This window comes from Rhodoligotrophos sp. CJ14 (genome assembly GCF_038811545.1).
Classification (GTDB): domain Bacteria; phylum Pseudomonadota; class Alphaproteobacteria; order Rhizobiales; family Im1; genus Rhodoligotrophos; species Rhodoligotrophos ferricapiens.
The window spans coordinates 1,415,651-1,439,223 of sequence record NZ_CP133319.1; the positions used below are offsets into that span (position 1 = coordinate 1,415,651).

Here is a 23,573-nt window from a genome sequence, read left to right on the forward strand (position 1 = left end):
CGTCATGCCCCGCCGCGCCTGCGCGCCGAGCAGCTCTAGTCTAGTTCGGCAGCGCCGGCAGGGAAGCGAGATAGTCCGCAATGGCGTCGAGATCCTGCCGCGGCAGCTTTGAGAGATTGGCCTGCACCTCGCCCATTCCACCGGACGACAGGCCGTCATAGCCGTAAGCCTCGCCATATTCGAGTGCATCGGCGAGATCCTGCGCGCTGGTGAATTCGCCCCGTTCGATCAGACCGCGCAGGCTGGGCACCCTGCCCTGGCCCTCCGGATGCGGGCCGCCGGCCAGGAACCGGCTATTATCTGCAATCATCAGCCAATTGCGGGGCGTATGGCACTCTCCGCAATGGCCCGGCCCCCGCACGAGATAGGCCCCGCGATTCCAGGCCTCGCTTCGGGCCGGGTCCGGCTGGAATGGCTCGGTGCGAAAGGCAAGCTCCTGCCACCATCCGATGAGCGGGCGAAGAAGAGTGAGACCCGGCACATCATGGGGCGGCACCGGATGCTTCACCGGCGTCAGGCTCCTGAGATAGGCGTAGAGATCCACCACATCAGTCGGGCGCGTATTGCGATAAGACGTATAGGGCAGCGCCGGCAACAGCAGAGCGCCATTCGGTGCCGCCCCGTGCATCAGCGCATTGGCGAGATCGACCGCCGACCACTTGCCCAGGCCCGTCTCCGGATCCGGGGTTAGGTTCGGCGGATAGAACGTGCCGATCGGTGTTTTGAAAGCCTCACCGCCAATGGGCAATCCTGCATCCTCGGCCGCCGCATCGCTGCTGCCTGAATGGCACGAGATGCAGCCGGCGGCGAAATAGATCCGACGACCGTTTTCGAGATCCGGCTGATGATCCTGCGGCAGGTCAGCCTGGGTGAGCGCTGTGGGTCGCGGGGCCAGCGCATAGAGCCCTGCAACCCCGAGCGCCAGGCAGGCGAGGATGATGGCCAGAACCCGCATCAAGCCGGTCAGTTTTCGGGGGCGCGGAACGTCTTGTGACAGGCGGCGCAAGCGCCACCCAGTGTCTTGAACGCCTCCTGAAACCGATCTTGGGAATTGGCTTCACCGGCCTTCGCCACCGCCGACGCCGCAGCCTTTGCCTCCTCGAACCGCGCGGCAAACGCGTCAGGTTGCTCCCAGATCGCGGGCAGAGCCCTCGACTTCCCACCGCCACTGCCTTCGGGGAAGAGCTTCTCGGCGCGATTGAACTCGGCGAGGATCTTCTCAGCAGCCGCCTTCACTGCCTGCCCGTCAAAGGCTTGCTGGCCACGCGCCATTCCCGCCAACGGGCGCAGTTGCTTGCTGATCGTCTCCATGGCATCTTCGCGCTCGGCAGCGGGATTGGCCTGGGCGAGAGCTGGCCTCATCTCCGGAAGCGGCATCAAGACTGCTGCTAAAGCAGCAAGACCTATCGCCAGCGCGCTCAATCGAAGGGACATTGTCAAACCGGTGCTCCCCGAAATGGTATGGCATTCCGCATATTGGAGAGCCGGACTTGCCCGCTTGCCATACACGACTGCGTGAGGCCATGGGGTGAAATTTTCCTGTGGACTGGCAGCATGCAGCAGATGACTGTGAGCAGATGTCCGTGATCCCAATTTTGCCACGACTCGGATCTATGTCCTCACGCCCCGGTAGCGAAGCGATCCGGATGAGGCGATCCTGCGTTCAGCTGCCATACAGCATGGCTGGTTTAGAACGTCTTTAACTTGTCCCGATTAAACCAGCGGTTCCTGTTGGAGCGGTCCATAATGATTGACGTCGATGCTTCTGATGAAGATTCACAAAAGGACCCTCAAGGCGCCCCCGCCATAAGTCCTGAGGTGCGGGAAGTCCTTCACATGCTGAGATCAATCGAACAGCGGAACGGTTCAGTGACACGCGGTGCCGGCAAGCCGGCCTCGACGAAGTCCTGACGTTCTGATCACCTCGCGCGGCAGCCGCCTGCGCGAGGTCCCATAGAAGCCCGGCGCGACCCCCAGCTGTCCGCCGGGCTTTTTGCATTTGCGGGCCAGGCGCGCCTGCCACTCCAATCCGGTTGTATCTTTGCCTCCATTCTGCCGCCCCGCCGCACCGCCTTTGCCGCCCTGGACAAGGATCTTCGCGCTGCGCTTGGCTTTTCGAATGAGGCGTGCACGCGCGACATCATTCGGAATTATGAAGCGCATACAAAAACCAGATTGAGAGTCGAATATGGCCATTCCCAGATACAATTTTAAATTTTCCGGCATTAGCTCAACAATAAAGTCTGTTATTCAAGGAAACACTGAAGACAAATTGGACGCGGACTACAATTTCTTCCACGGAGCAATGCAAGCTACGGAAAAGCTCAAAGCGGCCATCTCCGGTTTCAAGACTGCCGTTAAGGAATACAACGTCTTCTTTAAGCAGCACGGTGTAAATACGGAGACAGATGCGCCCGTGGCAGATATCCCGGCCGGAGTGGATATCGTCAACCACGAAGCCTTTCCCGAAGATGTCGCGGCTGAGCTGGCGCCGAGAGCCAAGATTGGCATTGCCCCATCCGAGGCCCCGCTGCCACTGACCGACGGGCAGATGGCGAAGCTACGGAGCGCGCGCGAAGTCGAGGTGATCGAGGGGACGAACAAGAATGACACCTTGGATGCGGCCGGCAGAGATCCCGGCAGGGAGATCTACTATGACGGGAAGGGCGGCATAGACCTGCTCACCATGACAGACGGCATCAAAGAGAAGATTTTGCCGACCAAGGGAGGCAAGGTTGTAATCGTCGATCACAAAGCAGATGAAGACATGCTGATCACGCCGGCCACGTCCGGCGAGGGGCACAGGCCAGTCAGCATAAATCGCGCTAATCAGAACGGCGAGACCGGGGTCATGATCGACTTGGATGGCGATGGCCTCCACGATTTCGAAGCTTACTTCTACGGTCGTGGTCAGGAGCAGAAGGCCCGAGAGAAGATCGATTTCTTGCAGAGGCAGGCCGAGATCAACGATAGGGAAAAGAACGTTAGCATCGAGGACGATGACCGCGAAATACAAGAAAAGCCCAACCCGGAAGCCGACTTCTTCAGCGCTCTGATGAACTCCGAAAAGCCCAGTCCCGAGATAACATTTTTCAATCTGCTCCAATCTGAGGGAGATCGTCCCCATGGACCTCGGTATGTTCGCTGCGTTTCCTCTGACACCGAGACATCAGACAATTTACCCATGAACAATCTGATCGACGACCTCTTCATGGCGGCCTAGATCCCGCTGGGTAGCGTGTCTTCAAGCCTCCCGCTTGGAGGCACGCCGATACTTTACCTCTTTTCTAGTTTCGGTTTTCATGACGCCGCCATCGAATCATTCATCGAAGCTGCTCAATGCCTCGCCTGGCCACTCTGCGCCACCGCCTCGAGCTGCCGCATCACCCCCGCCAGATCTCACCTACCAGGACATTTACAAGGTCAGGCATAAGATGTTCGGCCTTCTTGACCGGTATACAAAGGGCGAGTTGTCAAGAGTTACCGAAGGGCGATTCTACATCCTCGCCCTCGACCCAAAATGGGGAGATCCAGCTAACCCCTTGGCAGACACGGCTCGGCCCGTTAGCGCAGCAAAGCCGGTCCTTCACCTTTTGCAGGAGTCCTGGCAAACAGTCGAGGCCACCGACCGCCCCGACGCCTTCGTCATTGCCTCAGGCCAGAACGGGAGAGGGCCCTTTCTACGCATCCGGAATTTTGATCCTGGATCATCCCGATCCCAAGGCGACAAAATTGCCTTCCTTGACCAGGATGGCTTGGCTCAGGCGCAGCGTGCTGTGCGAGGTGAGTTCACGGGTCATGCTGGCGAATGGCGGTTCAACTACTCTAGGCTGTTCGATAGGTGGAACGTACAATATGACCGCGACGGTGATCGCGTTCCCGATGCCGACATTTTGGTCACCACGTCATCTGGCGAGCTCACCGAAAACAACTTCATTTTGGCAAAGAACACACATACGCGTCCCCCTGCCCCGAGCTATCTGCAGCTCGAAAGCCTAAGGCAAGAGCTGCGGACGGAGATAGCCCGTTACAACGATGGTCAGCTCTTTGACGAGAACGGACAGCCGGTGCGCGGTGTTGAGCTTTCCGCGGGCATTGCCGTGTTCGGCTGGCGGGATGAGGACTACCGGGAAGACGCCCTCGTCCCCGACCTCTCCCGGATCGACCCCGATCAGTTGCGCCTGTTCGTACCCCTGGGCACGATGATGACGGTCACGGCATCCAATGCGCGGGAAGTCTACGCCATAGCCACCGGCGAGACCTCGGAACATAACGATCTCACCATCGAGAATTTCCACCCGGGCAAGAATTGGATCACCGCCCTTGACTTGGACGGCCGGACATCCGCCCAGTCCTTTGTGGAAGGGCACCACCATACAGGAGTGCCCGGCCAGTGGCTGCTTTATCGCTCCGAGCGAGGCGGCGATTGGCGGGCGGAATATGATGAGGATGGTGACGGCGAGCCTGACCACTATGTTACGATAAGGCCCGCCTACGGCAGGCCGAGCCGGAAGGATTTCCTGCTCGACGACGATGCGAGCGAGCCGGTTGCCTCAAGCTACTCGCCTCTCTCCCTCCTCGAGCGTATCAATCGTGATGAAGCGGAGATCGCCCAATCTGTGATTGAGCAGGTTGAGGCAGGCAGCGCCAAGCCCGTGGAGCTTGGGCACGTGGTCCTGATCTTCGGCAATGACGTAGAAGGGGTCAGTGAGCTGCCCCCGGCCTTGGACACCGACACCAAACCGACACTGTTCATTCCGACCCCCTCGACCGAACGCATCATCACCAGCGACAACTGGAGCGTCATAGCGCACATCAGCGGCTTCCGCGGTGTCAATACCGCGGTCATTGATTTCCAGCATGGCTCCGACAAATTCACTGCCCTCGGTCTTGAAGCGCCTCAGACCGTGCGCCGCGGAACGGGATTCGAAAGGCCGAACGAATGGGTCTATGAAGAGAGCAAGCCCCGCGCCTTGGCTGGCCACTCAAGCAAAAAGGACTGGGTGGTAAAATTCTACGAAAACAATGACCCCATACCTGATGCCGAATTCACCGTGCGGAGCGTTGAGGAGTTCGGGCCGAGCGATTTTTTGAACATCGCCTGATTGTCTTGCTCCGGCACCTGAGCTGCTGGCGTAATGTCACGCAGAAACCCTACGGCAACTTCCAGTCATCAATACTCGTTTGTATAGGAATGCTCGTCGTCGACATCAGCAGATCGATGATGCGCATCTATCGTGCTGAAAGCTGCTGGAGGACCGTCTGGAGGTCGAATGAACCCCAAAGTTCTGCTCATTGCCGCCGCAACGGCATTAATGGCGCTCGTCGGCGGTGGCAGCGCGCATGCCGCGAATGCCTATACGACCGCGTCGGTCAACATGCGCGCCGGTCCCGGTGGAAACTACCCTGTCGTCTCCACCGTGCCGCGCGGCAGTGCCGTCACCATTCACGGCTGCACGGAGGGATACACCTGGTGCGACACGTCTTGGTCCCGGCAGCGCGGCTGGATTTCAGCGCGCTATCTGAATTGGGCCGATTATGGCGGACGCGTTGTTTATCTGCCGGACTATGCAGATGAAATCGACGTACCCATTGTCGACTTCTATTTCGACGATTACTGGTACGATTACTATCGCTTCAGGCCTTGGTACCGCGACCGCTGGCGCTGGCATCACCATCGTCCGCCCCATCACGGACGCCCTGGCAGACCAGGACGCCCGGATCGTCCTGACAGGCCCGGCAGACCCGATCGGCCGGATCGTCCCGACAGGCCAGGACGCCCAGACTGGCCGGACAGGCCAGGCAGGCCAGATCGCCCCGACCGCCCGGATAGGCCGGGACGGCCCGATTGGCGTCCAGACAGGCCCGATCGTCCGAGCCGGCCGGGTGTGAATATTCCGCGAGGTGGCGAGACACGCGTTGTTCCTCGGGCACCACGCCCGCAGATTGACGCGCCCCGTCCGCGCATAGACTCGCCTCGCCCCCGGATTGATGCGCCTCGTCCGCGGATAGACTCGCCGCGCCCACAGGTCTCGAGCCCGAGAATGTCGGCTCCGCCCGCAATGCGCGGCGGCGGTGGTGGCGGCGGCGGTGGCGATTGGCGCCGCGCCCCTTGACGGGATCCCTTTCTCGTCGATACCAAACGACAACGCTAATCAGGAGGCCCTCTTCGGGCCTCCTTTGCATATGGATCCATGCTCTCCTATCAGCACGGCTATCACGCGGGCGGACCGGCGGACATCCACAAGCATGCTGCTTTGGCCCGCATGCTCGACCATATGGCGCGCGCCCGGCGGTCCTGCACATATGTGGAGACCCACGCAGGGCGCGGCCTTTATGATCTCGCCAGTCCCGAAGCCCGCAAGACGGGCGAGGCCGCGCGGGGAATCATCCCCGCGTTGAAGAACCCTGCTGATCTGCCCGAGCCATACTTGCGGGCCCTTCGCCTGACGCGGGCCGTGCACGGCCCGGATGCTTATCCAGGCTCCCCCCTCATCGCCCAGCTTCTGCTGCGGCCATCTGACCCACTGCATCTGATGGAGCTGCATCCTCAGGAACATGCAGCGCTCAAGAAGAACGTGCACGGGCCGGGAATTCATGTCGCGCGACAAGATGGCCTTGTCGGAGCGATGCGTCTCCTCCCGCCGCGGAAGGGCGACGGCTTCCTCTTTGTCGATCCCAGCTATGAAGTGAAGACGGACTATGCTGCGGCGGCCGCCTTCGTCCTCGAGATTTACAGGAAATGGCAGGATTTACGCCTGCTTTTATGGTATCCAATCCTGGACGCGGGCTACCACGAATTACTGGTCACCAGGCTCATGAATGCGGGCCTGCCTGGCTATGACTGTGATCAATTTTATTTTAAAGTTGAAACATCTCCACGCCTCAGAGGCAGTGGATTGATCGGCATTAACTTGCCTGACCAGCTCAAGCTGTCGCATCAACAGTCCTGCCTTATTCCAGACTAATTACGTCTATAGAGCTTCGCGCCTATCAATCCGGTCGTTTTATGTTAGAGTAATCTCGCGGTTGACTTGGTGCAGCAGCGTAGCAGCGGGACGGCCGGGGCTTGCATGCTGCCAACTGCCAAGATACCGACCGTAAGGTAGGGGTTTCGTAATCATGATATTGCGCGCGTATCTATCTCGCGCCTGTACTGGTGGCGTTATTGCTGGCCTGGTGTCGGTATTTGCTCTCTTTGCCGGCATGGATTCAGCCGGCGCCGTATCGCCCCCGAGCCCAGTGGCGCGTCAGCCCGAAACATATCGCCCGCGGGAACTTACGCCCGAAGTTGCCAAGGTTAAGGCAGTCGGCGAGATCCTGAACGACAATTATGCCAAGGCGCGTATCTATGCCGAGATCGCTCAAGACAGCGCGATCACTGGCCTTTTGGACTGGCGCGAGACGCTTTTCGTCGATCACGACGGTGCATTCGAAAGAATCAAGGCCTTCATCGAGCAGCATCCTGACTGGCCCGCGACCGATACCATGCGTGCCCGCGCCGAGCGCTCTCTCGATGATTGGCCGCGCCCAGCCGAGACGGTGCTTGCCTTCTTCGAGAACAAGCCGCCTCTCACTGTGACCGGAAAGCTGGTCTTTGCTGATGCCCTGAAATCCGTCGGCCGGGTGGCGGAAGCCACCGACATCATCCGCAAGCTCTACCATGATGAAGAGCTTTCCGCCGCTCTCGAGACTCGTATTCTCAAGAAATGGGGTTCGGATCTGAGCGCCAGCGACGAAGAAGAGCGTCTGGCGCAGCGCATCTATGCGCAAGATCTCTCCGGAGCATTGCGTGCAGCCAAGCGGATCGGCCCCGGTGAGGAGAAAATGGCAAAGGCCGCGATCAGCTTGGCCAAGGGTCAACGCGATGGCCTCAAGCTGTATGAGAAATTGCCCGAGACCATGAAGTCGCAGCTTCCCGTTCTCTACGGGCTCACCCGCTATTATCGGCTCGCGGATAAGGAAGATCTCGCGCGCAAGACGGCTCTGTCCGCCGTATCGGTGACCGGGCGCGGCTATAATGCCAGCGTCTGGTGGGAAGAAAAGCGCGTGCTCGTGCGCGACACCATCGCCAAGAAGGATCCATCCCTCTACCGTGAGGCCTATGAGATCGCGCGCAGCCATGGCAATGACGGCGGCCTTGCTTTGGTGGAAGGCGAGTTTCTTTCGGGCTGGATCGCCTTGCAGTTCCTGAAGGACCCGTCGACCGCCCTGCCCCATTTCATCGCCCTGGCTGAGGGCAATGACCGTCCGGTGAATATCTCACAAGGCGAATATTGGGCCGGGCGCGCCTATGATGCCATGGGCAAGCGGGAAGACGCAGCCAAACATTACCAGCGCGCCGGGGCGCATCCCGCTACCTTTTACGGTCAGCTCGCCCGCGACCGCCTGGGCTGGGTTCGCGTTCCCGACAGTGTCGCGCTTTCAGGCGAAGCGCGGGTCGATGCGCTCGCCTCGCTGGAGCGTAGTGAGCTGTTCCGGGCCACCCGCCTGATCGCCGCAACCAAACGCACGCAATTCCTGCCGATGTTCCTGCAGGCCACCATGCGCCAGGCCAAAACCTACGATGAGAAGGTCGCCCTGGTGCAATGGGTATCGAGTTCCGGCTTGCCCCATTACGCGCTGCGGCTGGCCAAGGCAACGAGCCTGGAGGGCATCGAACTCGGGCAGCAGAGCTTCCCCGCGCCAAATCTCGATCACGTGCCGCTCACGGAGCAGCCTGAGCTTGCATTGATCTATGGGATTATTCGCCAGGAGAGCGAGTTCAATCCGAAGGCGCAAAGCCATGTCGGTGCCCGTGGTCTCATGCAGATCATGCCGAAGACCGCCCGTGGCCTGAGCCGCAACTATCAGGCCGATTATGACTTGGTACGGCTGGTCAAGGATCCTGCCTACAACGTGCAATTGGGCTCGGCCCTGCTGCACGAGCTGCTGACCACCTTCGATGGCTCCTATGCCATGGTGATTGCCGCCTATAATGCAGGCCCAGCCCCCGTCTATCGCTGGATCAAGCAGTTCGGCGACCCCCGTAAGGGCGAGATCGACATGCTCGATTGGATCGAGATGATCCCCTATAGCGAGACGCGCGCCTATGTGAAGCGCGTGATGGAGAATGTGAATGTCTACCGCGCCCGCTTCAAGGAACAGGAGCAGCAGCACCGGGAGCCCGATGCCGATGCTCTAGTGGCCGCAACGCAGCGCGACACCAAGGGCGATCTGCAGCGGCAGGCCTCCTGCGGATTCGTGAACGACCCCGTTTCCGACGCGAGCCTCTGTCGCTGACACGATAGAGGAGCCTCGCGCCGAGAGGCTCTCGCTTGGGCCGGGCAACTCGGCATGAAACACGGGTCTGACATGCAATTATGAAGGTCGACAGGAAATGTCGATCGTGATTCTGTCGGGGGCGTTGGAGAGATCCGGCGCCCCCTTCCTCGTCTCAGACGCCTGTCGATGTCGCCCCTAAAAGGCATTCTGCTCAAGATCGCATCCACCGTGATGTTCACGGCGATGATCGCCTGCATCAAGGCCGTCTCCGAGACGATCCCCGCCGGGGAAGCGGTTTTTTTCCGCTCCTTCTTTGCACTCGTGCCCCTGCTGCCCCTGCTCATCTACCGCGGCCAGCTCATGACCGCGATCACCACCCGCCATTATATCAGCCATTGGACGCGCGGACTGGTCGGCGTTGCCTCCATGGGCACGTGGTTCATGGCGATTGGGCTCCTGCCCATGCCGGAAGCCTTCGCGCTGGGCTATGCATCCCCCCTGATTGCGGTCGTCCTGGCGGTGTTGATGCTCGGCGAGCAGGTGCGCTTTTTCAGATGGGGCGCCGTGCTCGTCGGTTTCGGAGGGATCCTCTTCATCGTCTGGCCGAGCCTGAGCCTGCTACGGCAAGGGGCGCTCGAAACACCCGCGTTGATGGGTGCGATCTGCGCCTTGGGGTCATCCTTCTTCGCGGCCTTGGCCATGATCCTCGTCCGCAAGCTCATCGCGATCGAGCCGACCCCGGCCATTGTCCTCCATTTTTCCGTGAACTCGGCCATTCTGGCTTTGCTCACGCTCCCCTTGGGCTGGGTTTGGCCGAACCCTTATGAGGCCGCTCTCCTGATCCTGTCGGGGCTCCTGGGCGGAGTGGGTCAGATCCTCCTGACCGAATGTTATCGGCACGCCGATACCTCGACCATCGCGCCTTTCGATTATCTGTCCATGCTCTGGGGCCTGCTCTTCGGCTATGTGCTCTTCGGCGATAAGCCGACCTCTCATGTGCTGATTGGCGCCGCCATCGTGATCGGGGCAGGCCTGATGATCATCCTGCGCGAGCGTCAGCTCGCCAGTCGCGTGACCACCTGAGCATTCAGGCCTGCAGCAGGTCACGCAGATCGAGAGGCTCGGTCACCATGTTCAGGTGGCCATCCGCGGTGCGTGGCCAAGCCGCCTCGGGCCTGTCCCAATAGAGCTCGACACCATTCTGGTCGGGATCACGCAGGTAAAGCGCTTCGCTGACCCCGTGATTGCTGGCCCCATCCAGCGGGATCCCCGCCGAGATCAGCCGCCGCAGCGCATCCGCCAGCGCCGCGCGTGTCGGATAGAGAACAGCCAAATGGAATAGTCCCGTGCTGCCCCGTGCGGGCGGCGCCCCATTCAGGCTCTCCCACGTATTGAGGCCGATATGATGGTGATATCCGCCAGCCGCAACAAACGCCGCCCTGTCGCCATAGCGCTGGGTCAGGGCAAAGCCGAGCACCCCGCAATAGAACCCAAGGGCGCGGTCGAGATTGGCGACCTTGAGATGCACATGCCCGATGCGTACGCCGCCATCGATCGGATTGGCGGGCCGCATCAGTGCTTCGTCTCCAGGTTTCATCATCGGAATGCCCGTTCCTTCCGCCGCCCAATCAGCGCGCCACGGCTTGCCTGCTCTCTGCGCCAAGCTTTGGATAGAGCGCCAGCGCGCCATCGCCGATCAGTGCCTGCACGATCAGCGCTGCAATCCAGAATGCCGGAAATTCCCAGCCGCCGCCAGGCGCCGAGAACTGCCAGCCCGGCGCTGCATGCACGGTGATGATCGCGCCGATCAAGATCGGAACCAGTGCGAGCGCAACGAAACGGGTCAGGATCCCCAGAATGAGCGCGAGCCCGCCGATCACCTCCGCTGCGATCACCACATAGGCAAGCGGTCCAGGAAGGCCGAGGCTCTGGAAGAACTGCGAAGTTCCCGCCGGCGTGAACACCAATATTTTAAGCCCGGCATGGGCCAGGAAGAGAATGCCGAGGCTGAGGCGCAAGACGAGGGCTCCTAACGGCGCGGTGCGAATATCGAGCATGGATCTTGTCCTTTTCGAACACGTTTCCTCTAATTAGAGGTTTAAGCTGAGCGACATAACCGGCTCGCTTGCACGATCTGCTCACACCAATGGTTTGAAATGAGCTCATGCTAGACCGCCTCACCAGCATGTCCGTCTTTGTGAAAACCGCGACCCTCGGCAGCTTTTCGGCGGCAGCACGGGCACTCGGCATTTCGGCCACAATGGTCACGAAACATGTCGATCAGTTGGAACATCGGCTCGGCACGAAGCTGCTGCACAGGTCCACCCGCAAGCTGGTCTTGACCGAGCGCGGTCAACGCTTTCTCGAGGCCTCGATCCGTTTGCTCGCCGAGATCGAGGAGGCGGAGGCGAGCGTCGCGGAGGATCGCCTCCGCCCACGCGGCGTTCTAAAGGTCAACGCGCCGCTCTCTTTCGGTCTCCGCGAAATCGCGCCCCTGCTCCCGCATTTTGCCGAACGGGTGCCCGAGGTGAAGGTAGATCTCGGGCTCAATGACCGCATCGTGGATCTTGTCGAAGAAGGCTGGGATGTCGCGATCCGCATCGGCTCCCTGCGGTCATCGAACCTGATCGCGCGCCGTATCGCGCCCTGCCGGATGGCTGTTTGCGCAAGTCCCTCCTATCTCGAACGTCACGGCACACCCCGCAGGGTCGCCGAACTGAAGGCGCATAACTGCCTCAACTATACCCTCTCCGAGCTGATCGGTGTTCGGCGGTGGACATTCGGCCCAGATCGCAGCGTCGCCATCGCCGTGGATGGCAATCTCCAGGCGAACAATGGCGATGCTCTTGTTCAGGCGGCGATTGCCGGAATGGGCATCATCTATCAGCCCACCTTCCTCGTGGGTGATGCCTTGCGGTCCGGTGCCTTACAGCAGCTCACCCTCGATGTTGCACCGCTCGAAATTGACGGCATCTACGCCCTTTATGCACCCAATGCCTGGGTACCGCCCAAGGTGCGTGCCTTTGTGGACTTTCTCAGCCGCCGTTTTCTGCCCGTTCCCCATTGGGACGAGCCGCACCCACCATCATAGTTTTGACAGGCGCTCCCCGCAAATCTAGGTTCCCCCTATGATCGCGACTGTCAGGTTCGGTTGCCGCATTGACCGCTGATCCGCCCGCCACGGCTCACCCGCCATCCTCGACTGGCCGAGGCAAGGGCTGGCTGGCAGGGCGCCTGTCGCTGGGCGCCGTATTCGGGCTTGGCCTCGGGCTACTGATGCTCATCTCCGTGGGCTCCGTGCTTGCCTTGAGCTTCCAGGCCGCGGTCGAAAACACCACCCAGCTCATGCGCGATAAGGTGGACCTCGTCATTCAGGCCGGCGAGGAGCGGGTTCGCAGCTATCTCGACCCGGTGGAGGATACCGGCAGGTTTCTGCAGGGGATGATGGAATCGGGCAGCCTCCCGCTCAATGACCGGCGCCGCCTCGCAACGATGCTGCGCGCCGGCATGGCCGGGGCACCGCAGATCTACGGCATCGTGATGCTGTACAATGATCTCAGTGTGGTTCGCGTCGGTCGTCAATCCGATCAGGTGAAGTTCGAGACCTGGGCGAACCAGCGCGAGATCGCCGCGAGCATTGAAGCACTCAAGGACATGACCTCTCCCGGTTGGCTGCCACCAATCTGGGCCGAGCAGTTCCGTAAGACCCTGCTGGTCTATCATCTCCCCGTGACCGTGAACGCCCGGCGCGAAGGCACGCTGATCCTGGTGATTGCCGCCAGCGATCTCTCCAAGGACATTTCCGAGGTCGCCTATCGCGGCACCACGCCGTTTATCCTCTATGGCCGCGACCGGGTGCTGGCCCACCCCGCGCTCGAGAGCGGCGATTATAATGGCTCGACCAGCCGCCCGCTTCCGACCATCAGCGAGGTGGGCGATCCCGTGCTCGCGCAGATTTGGAGCCGCGAGCGTCGTCCTTTGGATTTCCTTCTCGGGGCCGACGATGCCGGCCATACCGTGCTGGTCGATGATACGGACCAGGTCTTCGTCTACCGCATGATCGACCGCTACGGCACGACCCCCTGGATCGTCGGGCTCCACATCTCAGGCATCGATGGCGGCACCGAGCTGGCCCGGCTGATCCATCTCGCGATCATCTCAATCGCCTTGCTCCTCTTTGCGGTCTGCACGGCCTTTTTCATCGGACGCGGCATGGGCCGGCCATTGATGACCCTCGCGGGCGCCGCGGAAAAGGTTCGCGGCCTTGACCTGGGTCAGGTCCCGCCTCTGCCCCGCAGCCGCTTCCGCGAGCTCGATACCGCCGCCACCGCCTTCAATGCGATGGTCTCCACCTTGCGCTGGTTCGAGCTTTATATCCCGAAAACCCTCGTTCACCGGCTGCTGCGGGAGGGGGACGCGGTCACCGCCCCCGAGACTCGCGAGATGACTGTGATGTTCACGGACATCGCGGGCTTCACCAGCCGCTGCGCCCGCCTTGGCGCGGCGGACACCACGCGGTTTCTCGACGAACATTTCAAGATGCTTGGCGCTTGCATCGATGCCACTGAAGGCACGATCGACAAATATATCGGTGACAGCGTGATGGCCTTCTGGGGAGCGCCCGGCCGCCAGCCGGACCATGCCCGGCGCGCCGCGCGCTCTGCCTTGCTGGTCAAGAAAATGATCACCGAGCAGAACGCCCGAGGAGAAGCCGAGCCGATGCAGGTGAGAATTGGCATCAGCTCAGGACCAGTGCTTGTCGGCAATATCGGCGCCCCCGGACGGGTCAATTACACCGTGGTCGGCGAGGTGGTGAACCTGGCCCAGCGATTCGAGCAGCTGGGCAAGCTCTGCGCGCCCGACGAGGCGGTCGGCATTCTCATGACCCGTGAAACCGCCATGCTGCTTGGACCGGAATTCGTCATGGAACCGCTGGGCGCCCACGAAATCCGCGGAATCTCTGCCCCTATGGAAGTCTATAAACTGATCGGCAAGGCGGAAGCCTCAGGCCTATCCATGGCGCCGGCATCTCTTCCCATCCCTTCTTAACGAAGAGGCTGGCCTCGCCCTATGCTCGGTCCTATATTGCGCCGCGTGTTCGTGTCACAGCCCGGGTTGGCCGCGATGGATACCGCAGCATGCCAGACGCATGCCTGCCGAGCAGAGAAAAATATCCTCAATGAGTGACCCCTCGACCGGCGCGAGCCGCGTCCCAGCTCTCACGCTCGCCGCCATCGGCATCATCTTCGGCGATATCGGCACGAGCCCGATCTACGCGCTGCGCATTGTCTTCTCCAAAATGAGCGGCCTGCCCTATACCGAGGACGCCGTGCTCGGCGTCCTATCCGTCATGATCTGGTCGCTCATCATCCTGGTGACCATCACTTACGTGACCCTGATGTTGCGCGCCGACAATGATGGCGAAGGCGGTGTGCTGGCCTTGAGCTCGCTGCTCATGCGCCGCGCCCGCACCCCAGAGATCAGTCGTTTCATTCTCCCTTTGGCTCTGGTCGGCGCAGGTCTCTTCTATGGCGACGGCATCATCACGCCCGCCATTTCCGTCCTGAGCGCCGTCGAGGGCATTGAGATCATCGCACCCGATCTCAGCCACTTCGTCGTGCCCATAGCGATCGTGATCCTGCTCGCACTCTTTGCTTTTCAGCACAAGGGAACGGGCCGTGTCGGCCGGCTCTTCGGCCCGGTCATGTGCCTGTGGTTTGCAACGCTCGCGATTCTCGGTCTCGCCCAGATCATCCAGCTTCCCTCGATCATCCGCGCGATCAGCCCCCATTACGCGATCGAGCTTTTCCTCAACTATCCCTTGCCGGCATTCTTGGCGCTTGGCGGCATCGTGCTTGCCGTCACCGGTGTCGAGGCGCTCTATGCAGACATGGGCCATTTCGGCCGCACGCCGATCAGGCTCGCCTGGTATGGCGTAGTGGGCCCGGCTTTGCTGCTCAATTATCTCGGGCAAGGCGCCCTGGTACTGCGTGACCCGTCAGCCCTGAGCCACCCCTTCTTCAGCCTGGTCCCCGAATGGACCTTGCCCGCCCTCGTGCTTCTGGCAACCCTCGCCACCATCATCGCCTCGCAAGCCCTGATCTCGGGCCTGTTCTCCATCACCCGGCAGGCGGTGCAGCTTGACCTTTTTCCCCGGCTCGAGATCCGGCACACTTCGGCTCATGAGCAAGGCCAGGTCTATCTCCCCGCGGTGAACTGGGTCTTGATGGTGGCCGTCATTGCCGTGGTCGTAGGGTTTGAATCCTCCGACAATCTCGCGACCGCCTATGGCATTGCCGTTGTCTCCGCCATGTCCGTGAGTGCCCTGCTACTGCTGCTCGTTGCCAACTATATCTGGTACTGGCACCCAGTGCTGATCGTCGGCTTCTTCTCGGTTCTATTCCTCATTGATCTGACCTTCCTCGCCGCCAACAGCACCAAGATGCTAGACGGAGGCTGGTTTCCCATCGCCATCGCGTTGCTCGCGATCACTCTGATGACCACCTGGCGGGCGGGCCGCCAGGCCCTCACCCGGCGCATCACGCGGGAAAGCCTGCCGCTTGCCGATTTCGTGCGTGGCCTAAAGACCAGCCGCGTCATCCGTGTTCCCGGCACGGCGGTTTTCCTCTCCCGCCGCTCCGATGTCACGCCCTCGGCACTCCTGCACAATATGAAGCACAACAAGGTCCTGCATGAGCGCGCCATCGTGCTCACTGTGGCGACCGAAGCGGTCCCCGTCGTGCCCGAGCATCAGCTCATCGAGCACGAGGCGCTTGGTCAAGGCATGCATCGGGTGGTGCTGCACAACGGCTTCATGCAGACGCCCAACATTCCGAGAGCGCTGGGCTCCTGCACCAATCTCGGCACCTCCGTGTCCATGATGGACACGTCCTTCTTCGTCTCCCGCGAGAACATCATGCCCTCCAGCCACCCCGAGCTGTCGCGCTGGCGGCAAAAGCTGTTCATCGCCCTTTCGAACGTGGCAAGTGACGCCACACAGTTCTACCATGTGCCCCGCAACCGCGTCGTCGAGTTGGGACGCCAGATCGAATTCTGATCCCGTCCGGCGCGTGCCGTCTGCCACCTCTTTGATCCAATTGGGAGAAGATCATGTCATTGAAGCGTCTCGGCGTTGAAGCCCGGCTGTCCAACGCGGTCATTCATGGGAACACCGTTTACCTTGCCGGCCAGATTGCTGAGGCCGCCGCCGGCAAGTCGGTTGCCGAGCAGACTGAGGACATTCTCAATCAGATTGACGAGGTTTTAGCCGAGGCCGGCACCGACAAGACCAAGATCTTGCAGGTGACGATCTGGCTGTCGAAGATGGCCTATTTCAACGAGATGAATGCGGTCTGGGATGCTTGGGTGCCGCAGGGGCACACGCCTGCACGTGCCTGCGTCGAGGCCCGTCTGGCCAATCCCAAGATCGATGTGGAGATGATGCTGACGGCAGCTCTCTAGAGCATCGTCGTGCGAGGAGGACGGTTCGCGCGAAGAAAATGCGACCGAGCAAGCACTTGAGACGCGGTTTCGCGATTTGAAGAAGCGCGGCAACGCGTCTCAGCAGCGAATGCCCGTGGCGCTCGGCCCCAGCGTCACGGGCATGACAACTCCGGGTTGACAGGAATCGTCTGCAACCCTAAGTAGATTAACGTGAGTTGGGTGATGCGTCCCCTGCGCGACGGAGGACCCGATGCACCTGAACCCGCCTTCCATGGTCATGTTCTTGATTTCTGCAGTTCTGGCCGGTGCTGGCGTGATCAGCAAGACCATACCGCTCCCCTTTATAGGCTCCTCGATCGAGCCGCATGCAATGTGGGTCATGCTTGCGGCCTATCTGGTCCTTGCCTTCGGCTGTCTGCTTCGCGGCCTTTGACGCTTACTGCATACGCTCGATGGCCAGCGCGATGCCCTGGCCGCCGCCGATGCACATGGTGACCAGGCCGTAATGGCCATTGGTGCGCTGCAATTCGTAAAGCGCCTTCACCGTGATGATGGCACCGCTCGCGCCAACCGGATGGCCAAGGGCAATAGCCCCGCCATTCGGATTGGTCTTCGCAGCGGGGAAGTTCAGCTCCTTAGATACCGCGCAAGCCTGGGCGGCGAACGCTTCGTTGGATTCGATAACGTCGAAATCCTCGATCGTCATGCCCGTGGATTTGAGCATGTTGCGCACTGCCGGCACCGGCCCGATCCCCATTTCCGAGGGCTCGACCCCCGCATGCCCGTAACCGATGAGCCGCGCCAGCGACTTCACCCCGGCCGCATGCGCTGCCTCCGCCGACATGAGCACCAGCGCAGCCGCGCCATCATTGATGCCCGAGGAGTTGCCGGCCGTCACCGTTCCCTCCTTCTGGAACACGGGCCTGAGCCCGGCCATGTCCTCAACCGAAGCATTCATCCGGACATGCTCGTCCGTATCGAACTTGATGGTTTCGCGCCCCGCCTTCACTTCGACCGGCACGATCTGCTCCTTGAAGCGCCCCTCAGTGATGGCCCGTGCCGCCCGGCGATGGCTCTCGGCCGCGAAGACATCCTGCTGCTCGCGGGAAATCTCGAACCGCCGCGCCACATTCTCCGCCGTCACCCCCATATGGCCATGGCCGAAGGGATCATTCAGCGCCCCCAGCATCATGTCGATGACGGCGGTATCCCCCATGCGCACGCCCCATCGCGCGCCGGTCTGCACGTAAGGCGACCGGCTCATCGACTCGGCACCCCCGGCAACCGCCACATCGCAATCGCCTAGCATGATCGACTGCGCCGCCGACACAATGGCTTGCGCCCCGGATCCGCACAGACGATTGAGGGTCATGGCCGGCACTTCGACCGGGATGCCCGCATTGATGGCGGCGACCCGCGCGAGATACATGTCCTTGGGCTCGGTCTGGATCACGCTGCCGAACACCACATGGCCCACCTGGCTGGCCTCGACGCCGGCCCGGGTGAGGGCTTCGCGCACGCAGGTTGCAGCAAGCTCCGTAGGCGGCACCGATTTCAAGCTTCCCCCGAAAGTGCCGATTGCCGTGCGCACACCGCTCACGATGACCACGTCGCGTCCCTGCATCTCTGATCTCCCGCTGTTCCCGCGCCCAACTCGGGCGGGCGGCACATGTTATTCAGCTTATTCAGCGGGCTGATGGCCTCCTTTTGGAACCTCCAGCCCACGTGGTTCGTGCCGGGTCTGTACCGTATGGCGCACCCGCTTGTCACGCCGGATGAGCGAATATACCGCCGGGATGACGAAAAGTGTAAAGAAGGTGCCTACCGAAATACCGCCGACGATGACCCAGCCGATACTGTGGCGGCTTTCAGCGCCGGCTCCTGTGGCAATCGCGAGCGGCACCGCCCCCAGCACCATGGCGCCCGTGGTCATCAGGATCGGCCGCAGCCGCAAGCTCGCCGCCTCACTGATCGCCTCACGGACCGATTTGCCCTCCTCACGCATCTGGTTCGCGAACTCGACAATGAGGATGCCATGCTTTGAGATGAGCCCGATCAGCGTCACCAACCCCACCTGACTGTAAATATTCAGCGTGCCACCGGCGTAATAGAGCGTGATCAATCCGCCTGCGATCGACAGAGGCACGGTGAGCAGAATGATGAACGGATCGATGAAGCTCTCGAACTGTGCCGAGAGCACCAGATAGATGAACAAGAGCGCCAGCGCGAAGGTGAGATAGATCTCCGCGCCCGCCTGTTTGAAATCCCGGGACTGGCCGGAATAGTCGATCCGCGTGGTGGCCGGCAGATTATCGCGAATGGCCGTCTCGAGCCGGCTTAGCGCGTCTCCCAAGCTCGCGCCCTCGCCGAGATTGGCCGTGAGCGTGGCAGAGCGCAGCTGGTTGAAGTGGTTGAGCTCGCGCGGCGCCACCCGTTCCTCGACCTCGACGATATTGGAGAGCGGCACCATGTCTCCGGCAGCACTGCGCACATACAGATTTTCGAGATCCTGAGGCGTCGACCGGTCCGACCGGGCAAGCTGGACGATCACATCATACTGCTTGCCTTCGCGCTCGAACCGCGTGACCTGCCGCCCACCCAGCATCGTCTCCAAAGTGCGGCCCACCGTATCCACATTGATGCCGAGATCGGCGGCCTTGTCGCGATCGAGACCGACCTCGACTTGCGGCTTGTTGAGTTCGAGATCAGACTCGAGATTCACCAAGCCCGGATAATCGGCAACCGCATCCCGGACCTGCTGCACCATCTTGTTCAGATCTTCGTAGGCGGCCGAGGTCTGGATGACGATCTCGACCGCCTTCGAGCCGCCGCGCTGCCCCAGCGGCGCCGGCAGGATCGGAAACACGTCAATGCCCGGAATACGGGCCATCTCGCCCCTGAGCTCTTGGGCAATGTCACGGGCGCTGCGTTCCCGCTCTTCCCACGGCTTCAGCACGATAAATGAATTTCCCGAGGACACCGTTGGGAAGCCACCCATCACCGAATAGGACAAGCGTTCCGGCACCCTCGAATAGATGTCCTCGACCTGTTGGGCGTACTTGTCCATATAGTCGATGGTGGCGCCTTCCGGGCCGACGATCCGGCCCATGACCGCTCCCTGATCCTCATACGGCGCGAGCTCTGAACGCAGCAGCGTGTAATAGTAGACACCGACCCCTGCCACGCAAAGGCCAATGAGCACCACCAGCAGCCGCTGAGACAAGGCGATCTGAAGCAAACGCCGGTAGCCATTGGTCAGCCCGTCGAGAAAGCGCTCGACCGCGCGCGAGAACCGATTGGGCGAATGGTCTGCCCGCAACAGCTTCGCGCACATCATGGGCGAGAGCGTCAAAGCAACGAAGCCCGAAATCAGCACGGCGCCGGCCAGCGCCCAGGCAAATTCTGTGAAGAGCTGGCCGGTCTTGCCGGTCATGAAGCCGATGGGCACATAGACCGCGGCAAGCGTCAAGGTCATGGCAATCACCGCGAAGGCGATCTCGCGCGAGCCCTTGAGCGCCGCTTCCACCGGGGTCAAGCCTTGCTCCACATACCGGTAGATGTTCTCGAGCATCACGATGGCATCGTCCACCACGAGCCCGATGGCCAGCACCAGCGCGAGCAACGTCAGCGTGTTGATGGTGAAGCCGAAGAAGAACATCAGCGCGAACGTGCCGATCAGCGAGACGGGAATGGTGATGATCGGGATGATCGTCGCGCGCAGCGACCTCAGGAAGAAGAAGATGATGAGAACCACCAGGATGATCGCTTCGCCGATCGTCCTGTAGACATTCTCGATCGATTTCTCGATGAACACTGAGCGGTCATAGCCGATATTGACCGTCATGCCGTCCGGCAACGCGCGCTCGATCTCCGGCAGGATCGCGCGCACCTCCCGCGAGACATCGAGCGGATTGGCTGTCGCCTGCTTCACGATCCCGAGCGTAATGGCATTATTGCCATTATAGCGGGCGAACATACGCTCGCTATGGGCCGCGAGCTGGGCATGTCCCACATCCCGCAGGCGCACGGAATAGCCGTCGGCCTGCTTGATGATGAGATCGTCGAACTGCTCGACCGTCTGCAGATTGGTCCGCGACAGCACCGTGAACTCGCGGTCTCGGCCTTCCACGAGCCCGCCGGGAATGTCCACATTCTGCCGGCGCAGCGCATCCTCGACGTCCTGGACGGTCAGATTATAGCCAGCCAGTCGCATGGGATCGAGCCACAGCCGCATGGCGAACCGGCGCTCGCCATAGATGCGCACCTCGGCAACCCCTGTGAGGGTCTGGAGCTGATCCTTCACATAGCGGTCCGCATAATCGCTGAGCTGCAGGCGATCATGGGCCGTGCTGGAGAACGAGAGATAGAGAACCGGCTGTGAATCGGCCTCGACCTTCTGAATGACCGGTGTTTCGATTTCCTCGGGCAGACGCCGGCTCGCCCGGCTCACCCGGTCGCGCACATCGGCCGCGGCGCTGTCCGCATCGCGATCGAGATCGAAGGTGACGGTGATCTGGCTGCGTTCCTGCCGGCTCACCGAGGTCATGTAGTCGATGCCCTCGATGCCGGCGAGGCTCTCTTCCAGGACCCGCGTGACCTGGCTTTCCATGATGCTGGCGCTGGCACCGGGATAATTGGTGCTGACGCTGACCACTGGGCTGTCGATCTCAGGATATTCCCGCACCGCCAGCCGGTTGTAGCTGACGAGCCCGAGCAGCACCACCACCAGGCTGAGCACTGTGGCGAAGACTGGCCGGTGGATGCAGGTATCCGACAGCTTCATGACCGTCTCGCAGCCAGCGGAGCCGCGCTGGCTCCGGTCTTGCCTTCCGTCCCTCCCTCATCCTTTTGCTGAGGGCTCTTCAGCGCCGGCCCGCCGACGATCTCCACAGCATCGCCGTCACGGAGCTTCATCTGGCCAGCGCTCACCACGATATCCGATGGGCTAAGCCCCTTCACAATCTCAACCAACCCGGATTTGCGGGCGCCGATCACCACGCCTGTTTCCCGCGCCTTTCCATCCAGGACCCGATAGACGAAATGCTCGTTGCCCCGTGGCACCAGCGCCGTCTCGGGCACGAACAGGGCATCCTCCCGTTGGGAGACCGTGACGCTCACCCGAGCAAACAGCCCGGGCCTCAGCCGTCCCTCCCGATTGTCGATTTCCGCCCTGAGCTGGAGCGACCGGCCCGAGACCGTCACCTCCGGCGCGATCACCGTGACCTTCCCGGAAAAGGTCTCGCCCGGGCGTGCATCCACCGTGACGTCCACCGGCTGGCCGACATCGAGAAACCGCAAGACGCGCTCCGGAAGCTGGAACGTGACCTTCAGGGGGTCAGTCTGAACGAGGTCCACCAGGTCATCGCCCTGGCTCACATAGGCACCGATGCTGACCTTCCGTAAGCCGAGTTCACCGGAGAATGGAGCATAGATCCGGGTATCGCTGAGATTCTTCTCGGCAACCGCCACCCGCGCTTCGGCCACCCGCCGCTGCGCCAGTGCCTCGTCCCGCGCCCGCTCCGTGCCGGCTCGAGAGCTCAATAGCTGGCTTGCCCGGTCGCTATTCTGCTTGGCCAGCGCGAAATTGGCCTTGGCCTCGTCAAGCTGCGCCTTATAGAGCTCATCATCCAGGGTGAAGAGCAGCTCGCCCGCCTCGATTCGATGGCCTTCCTGGAAGTGAATTTCCGCGATTCGCCCATCGATCTGCGGCCTGACCACCACCGATTCGTTGGGCGCCAGCGCCCCTGCGGCAGAAAGCGTCTCGCTGAGCGCCTGCCTTACGACGGGCGCGGCATCCACCGCCACGGCCTTGACTTCGGCAAATGCCGGCGCGCTCCCTGCGGCGATCATCATGCAGGCCAGCAGGGGCGCCGCCCACCGGAAACCGGTACTTCCATGGCAGTTCATGATCAGCGATGCACCCTTGACCTGTAGCGGGAAACTCTGGGCTCAGCCGCGGTTTTGTGCAAGACCTGAGCCATGAAGATCTAGATCTGATCACAATTTCACCGTCAAAACACCGTGATGGCGAATTGGACCGATTGTTGGAGGTGCGCTTTGGAAAATCCTCAGACATGGGAAGAGGTTGACATCTGGCGAAAAGCTGAGCGTCAGCGGCTCGCAGCTGGGCGGCTTGCCCTGTCGGTGGAGCAGCGGGCGAGCCTCACACGCGAGATCATCGCTCGCCTCAACCAAGCTGTTGAGATAACGCCGGGCCGAATCATCAGCGCCTATTTCCCCTACCGCGGCGAGCCTGACCTGCGTCCCTGGATGGCGCAGATTTCATCACGCGGCGCGCGCGTGGCCCTTCCGATTGTCGCGACGAAGAACGCACCGCTCACATTCCGCCTCTGGACGCCGGAGGCTCGCCTAGAACGCGGTGTTCTTGGAATTCCCGTCCCCGCCGGTACCGAAGAGGTGACACCGGATGTCGTGCTGGCCCCATGCTTAGGCTTTGATCGCTCCTGTTACCGGCTGGGCTATGGCGGTGGCTATTTCGATCGGACCTTGGCTGCTTTCGAGAAACGCCCACTGGCGATCGGCGTCGCCTTCGCACCGTTTCAAATTGAAACAATCTTTCCGCAACCGCACGACATCCCGATGGACCGGATCGTCACTGATCAGGCCATATGGACACCCGTCTGAACAGACCCCTGCGCAGAGCACATGAGCCTCGCCACATTCGACAGGCCACACGCTGACCAGCGCTCGATAAGAGCGCCGGCCGCAAAACAGAACGAAAGCCGCCCCCTTCCTGACCCCATACTCCCTCAATAGTTGCACATCCTCCTCATACGATAATGACGAGCAACGCCCTGCAGGGCGAATGAGCCTGCCCAGGGCCGTGTTTGTGTGAGTGGAAGGCA

19 protein-coding genes are annotated in these 23,573 nt (G+C 61.3%); 12 read left to right on the forward strand and 7 right to left on the reverse strand.

What is annotated here, in order from left to right; translation table 11 throughout:
• Positions 1–40: 40 nt before the first annotated feature.
• Both RCF49_RS06525 and RCF49_RS06530 read right to left on the reverse strand, forming a co-directional pair.
• A complete protein-coding gene (locus tag RCF49_RS06525) occupies positions 41–955 on the reverse strand; it encodes a c-type cytochrome (protein WP_342643228.1) in 915 nt (304 codons plus the stop codon).
• An 8-nt stretch (positions 956–963) separates the two neighbouring features.
• Positions 964–1,377 (reverse strand): c-type cytochrome, encoded by a 414-nt coding sequence (locus tag RCF49_RS06530; protein ID WP_342643229.1) that lies wholly within the window; start codon positions 1,375–1,377, stop codon positions 964–966.
• An 811-nt stretch (positions 1,378–2,188) separates the two neighbouring features.
• On the opposite strand from RCF49_RS06530, the gene RCF49_RS06535 reads away from it, so the two are divergent.
• The 6 genes from RCF49_RS06535 (at position 2,189) to RCF49_RS06560 (ending at position 10,347) form a co-directional block, all read left to right on the forward strand.
• Complete coding sequence (locus tag RCF49_RS06535; RefSeq protein ID WP_342643230.1) at positions 2,189–3,223, forward strand: hypothetical protein; 1,035 nt, start codon at positions 2,189–2,191, stop codon at positions 3,221–3,223.
• 319 nt (positions 3,224–3,542) lie between these two features.
• A complete protein-coding gene (locus RCF49_RS06540) occupies positions 3,543–5,105 on the forward strand; it encodes a hypothetical protein (protein ID WP_342643231.1) in 1,563 nt (520 codons plus the stop codon).
• A gap of 168 nt (positions 5,106–5,273) precedes the next feature.
• Complete coding sequence (locus RCF49_RS06545) at positions 5,274–6,116, forward strand: SH3 domain-containing protein (protein WP_342643232.1); 843 nt, start codon at positions 5,274–5,276, stop codon at positions 6,114–6,116.
• A 150-nt stretch (positions 6,117–6,266) separates the two neighbouring features.
• Positions 6,267–6,968 carry a 23S rRNA (adenine(2030)-N(6))-methyltransferase RlmJ gene (gene rlmJ / locus RCF49_RS06550; RefSeq protein ID WP_342644137.1) on the forward strand — a complete coding sequence of 234 codons (702 nt, stop codon included), beginning with the start codon at positions 6,267–6,269 and terminating at the stop codon, positions 6,966–6,968.
• A 154-nt stretch (positions 6,969–7,122) separates the two neighbouring features.
• Positions 7,123–9,282: a lytic transglycosylase domain-containing protein gene (locus RCF49_RS06555; protein WP_342643233.1), complete on the forward strand. Its 2,160-nt coding sequence runs from the start codon at positions 7,123–7,125 to the stop codon at positions 9,280–9,282.
• Between the two features lie 168 nt (positions 9,283–9,450).
• Positions 9,451–10,347: a DMT family transporter gene (locus RCF49_RS06560; protein WP_342643234.1), complete on the forward strand. Its 897-nt coding sequence runs from the start codon at positions 9,451–9,453 to the stop codon at positions 10,345–10,347.
• 4 nt (positions 10,348–10,351) lie between these two features.
• Here the strand turns inward: RCF49_RS06560 and RCF49_RS06565 are convergent, their stop codons facing one another.
• Together RCF49_RS06565 and RCF49_RS06570 are read right to left on the reverse strand one after the other, a co-directional pair.
• Positions 10,352–10,864 (reverse strand): VOC family protein, encoded by a 513-nt coding sequence (locus RCF49_RS06565; RefSeq protein ID WP_432807371.1) that lies wholly within the window; start codon positions 10,862–10,864, stop codon positions 10,352–10,354.
• A gap of 28 nt (positions 10,865–10,892) precedes the next feature.
• Complete coding sequence (locus tag RCF49_RS06570) at positions 10,893–11,321, reverse strand: DoxX family protein (RefSeq protein WP_342643235.1); 429 nt, start codon at positions 11,319–11,321, stop codon at positions 10,893–10,895.
• 107 nt (positions 11,322–11,428) lie between these two features.
• On the opposite strand from RCF49_RS06570, the gene RCF49_RS06575 reads away from it, so the two are divergent.
• From RCF49_RS06575 to RCF49_RS06595, 5 genes are all read left to right on the forward strand, one after another.
• On the forward strand, positions 11,429–12,355 hold the full coding sequence (locus RCF49_RS06575; RefSeq protein ID WP_342643236.1) for a LysR family transcriptional regulator: 927 nt from the start codon (positions 11,429–11,431) through the stop codon (positions 12,353–12,355).
• A gap of 68 nt (positions 12,356–12,423) precedes the next feature.
• Entirely contained in the window at positions 12,424–14,313 is a 1,890-nt protein-coding gene (locus RCF49_RS06580) for an adenylate/guanylate cyclase domain-containing protein (protein ID WP_342643237.1), read from the forward strand.
• Between the two features lie 130 nt (positions 14,314–14,443).
• On the forward strand, positions 14,444–16,321 hold the full coding sequence (locus tag RCF49_RS06585) for a potassium transporter Kup (protein ID WP_342643238.1): 1,878 nt from the start codon (positions 14,444–14,446) through the stop codon (positions 16,319–16,321).
• 53 nt (positions 16,322–16,374) lie between these two features.
• Complete coding sequence (locus RCF49_RS06590) at positions 16,375–16,725, forward strand: RidA family protein (RefSeq protein WP_342643239.1); 351 nt, start codon at positions 16,375–16,377, stop codon at positions 16,723–16,725.
• 232 nt (positions 16,726–16,957) lie between these two features.
• Positions 16,958–17,140 (forward strand): hypothetical protein, encoded by a 183-nt coding sequence (locus RCF49_RS06595; protein ID WP_342643240.1) that lies wholly within the window; start codon positions 16,958–16,960, stop codon positions 17,138–17,140.
• A gap of 3 nt (positions 17,141–17,143) precedes the next feature.
• Here the strand turns inward: RCF49_RS06595 and RCF49_RS06600 are convergent, their stop codons facing one another.
• The 3 genes from RCF49_RS06600 to RCF49_RS06610 are packed head-to-tail and all read right to left on the reverse strand — an operon-like array spanning position 17,144 to position 22,560.
• Entirely contained in the window at positions 17,144–18,331 is a 1,188-nt protein-coding gene (locus tag RCF49_RS06600; protein WP_342643241.1) for an acetyl-CoA C-acyltransferase family protein, read from the reverse strand.
• A gap of 57 nt (positions 18,332–18,388) precedes the next feature.
• Positions 18,389–21,490 carry an efflux RND transporter permease subunit gene (locus RCF49_RS06605; protein ID WP_342643242.1) on the reverse strand — a complete coding sequence of 1,034 codons (3,102 nt, stop codon included), beginning with the start codon at positions 21,488–21,490 and terminating at the stop codon, positions 18,389–18,391.
• Positions 21,487–22,560 carry an efflux RND transporter periplasmic adaptor subunit gene (locus RCF49_RS06610; RefSeq protein WP_342643243.1) on the reverse strand — a complete coding sequence of 358 codons (1,074 nt, stop codon included), beginning with the start codon at positions 22,558–22,560 and terminating at the stop codon, positions 21,487–21,489. The genes RCF49_RS06605 and RCF49_RS06610 overlap by 4 nt, the downstream gene beginning before the upstream one ends.
• Positions 22,561–22,764: 204 nt before the next feature.
• On the opposite strand from RCF49_RS06610, the gene RCF49_RS06615 reads away from it, so the two are divergent.
• A complete protein-coding gene (locus tag RCF49_RS06615; RefSeq protein ID WP_342643244.1) occupies positions 22,765–23,352 on the forward strand; it encodes a 5-formyltetrahydrofolate cyclo-ligase in 588 nt (195 codons plus the stop codon).
• The last annotated feature ends 221 nt before the right edge of the window (positions 23,353–23,573 follow it).

Bases quoted from the DNA above. Each gene is read 5' to 3' on its own strand.
- RCF49_RS06525 (WP_342643228.1), bottom strand. From the start codon at position 955: ATGCGGGTTCTGGCCATCATCCTCGCCTGCCTGGCGCTCGGGGTTGCA.
- RCF49_RS06565 (WP_432807371.1), bottom strand. From the start codon at position 10,864: ATGATGAAACCTGGAGACGAAGCACTGATGCGGCCCGCCAATCCGATC.
- rlmJ (WP_342644137.1), top strand. From the start codon at position 6,267: ATGCTCGACCATATGGCGCGCGCCCGGCGGTCCTGCACATATGTGGAG.
- RCF49_RS06610 (WP_342643243.1), bottom strand. From the start codon at position 22,560: ATGATGATCGCCGCAGGGAGCGCGCCGGCATTTGCCGAAGTCAAGGCC.
- RCF49_RS06595 (WP_342643240.1), top strand. From the start codon at position 16,958: ATGCACCTGAACCCGCCTTCCATGGTCATGTTCTTGATTTCTGCAGTT.
- RCF49_RS06605 (WP_342643242.1), bottom strand. From the start codon at position 21,490: ATGAAGCTGTCGGATACCTGCATCCACCGGCCAGTCTTCGCCACAGTG.
- RCF49_RS06530 (WP_342643229.1), bottom strand. From the start codon at position 1,377: ATGCCGCTTCCGGAGATGAGGCCAGCTCTCGCCCAGGCCAATCCCGCT.
- RCF49_RS06575 (WP_342643236.1), top strand. From the start codon at position 11,429: ATGCTAGACCGCCTCACCAGCATGTCCGTCTTTGTGAAAACCGCGACC.
- RCF49_RS06555 (WP_342643233.1), top strand. From the start codon at position 7,123: ATGATATTGCGCGCGTATCTATCTCGCGCCTGTACTGGTGGCGTTATT.
- RCF49_RS06600 (WP_342643241.1), bottom strand. From the start codon at position 18,331: ATGCAGGGACGCGACGTGGTCATCGTGAGCGGTGTGCGCACGGCAATC.
- RCF49_RS06545 (WP_342643232.1), top strand. From the start codon at position 5,274: ATGAACCCCAAAGTTCTGCTCATTGCCGCCGCAACGGCATTAATGGCG.
- RCF49_RS06560 (WP_342643234.1), top strand. From the start codon at position 9,451: ATGTCGCCCCTAAAAGGCATTCTGCTCAAGATCGCATCCACCGTGATG.
- RCF49_RS06585 (WP_342643238.1), top strand. From the start codon at position 14,444: ATGAGTGACCCCTCGACCGGCGCGAGCCGCGTCCCAGCTCTCACGCTC.
- RCF49_RS06570 (WP_342643235.1), bottom strand. From the start codon at position 11,321: ATGCTCGATATTCGCACCGCGCCGTTAGGAGCCCTCGTCTTGCGCCTC.
- RCF49_RS06535 (WP_342643230.1), top strand. From the start codon at position 2,189: ATGGCCATTCCCAGATACAATTTTAAATTTTCCGGCATTAGCTCAACA.
- RCF49_RS06590 (WP_342643239.1), top strand. From the start codon at position 16,375: ATGTCATTGAAGCGTCTCGGCGTTGAAGCCCGGCTGTCCAACGCGGTC.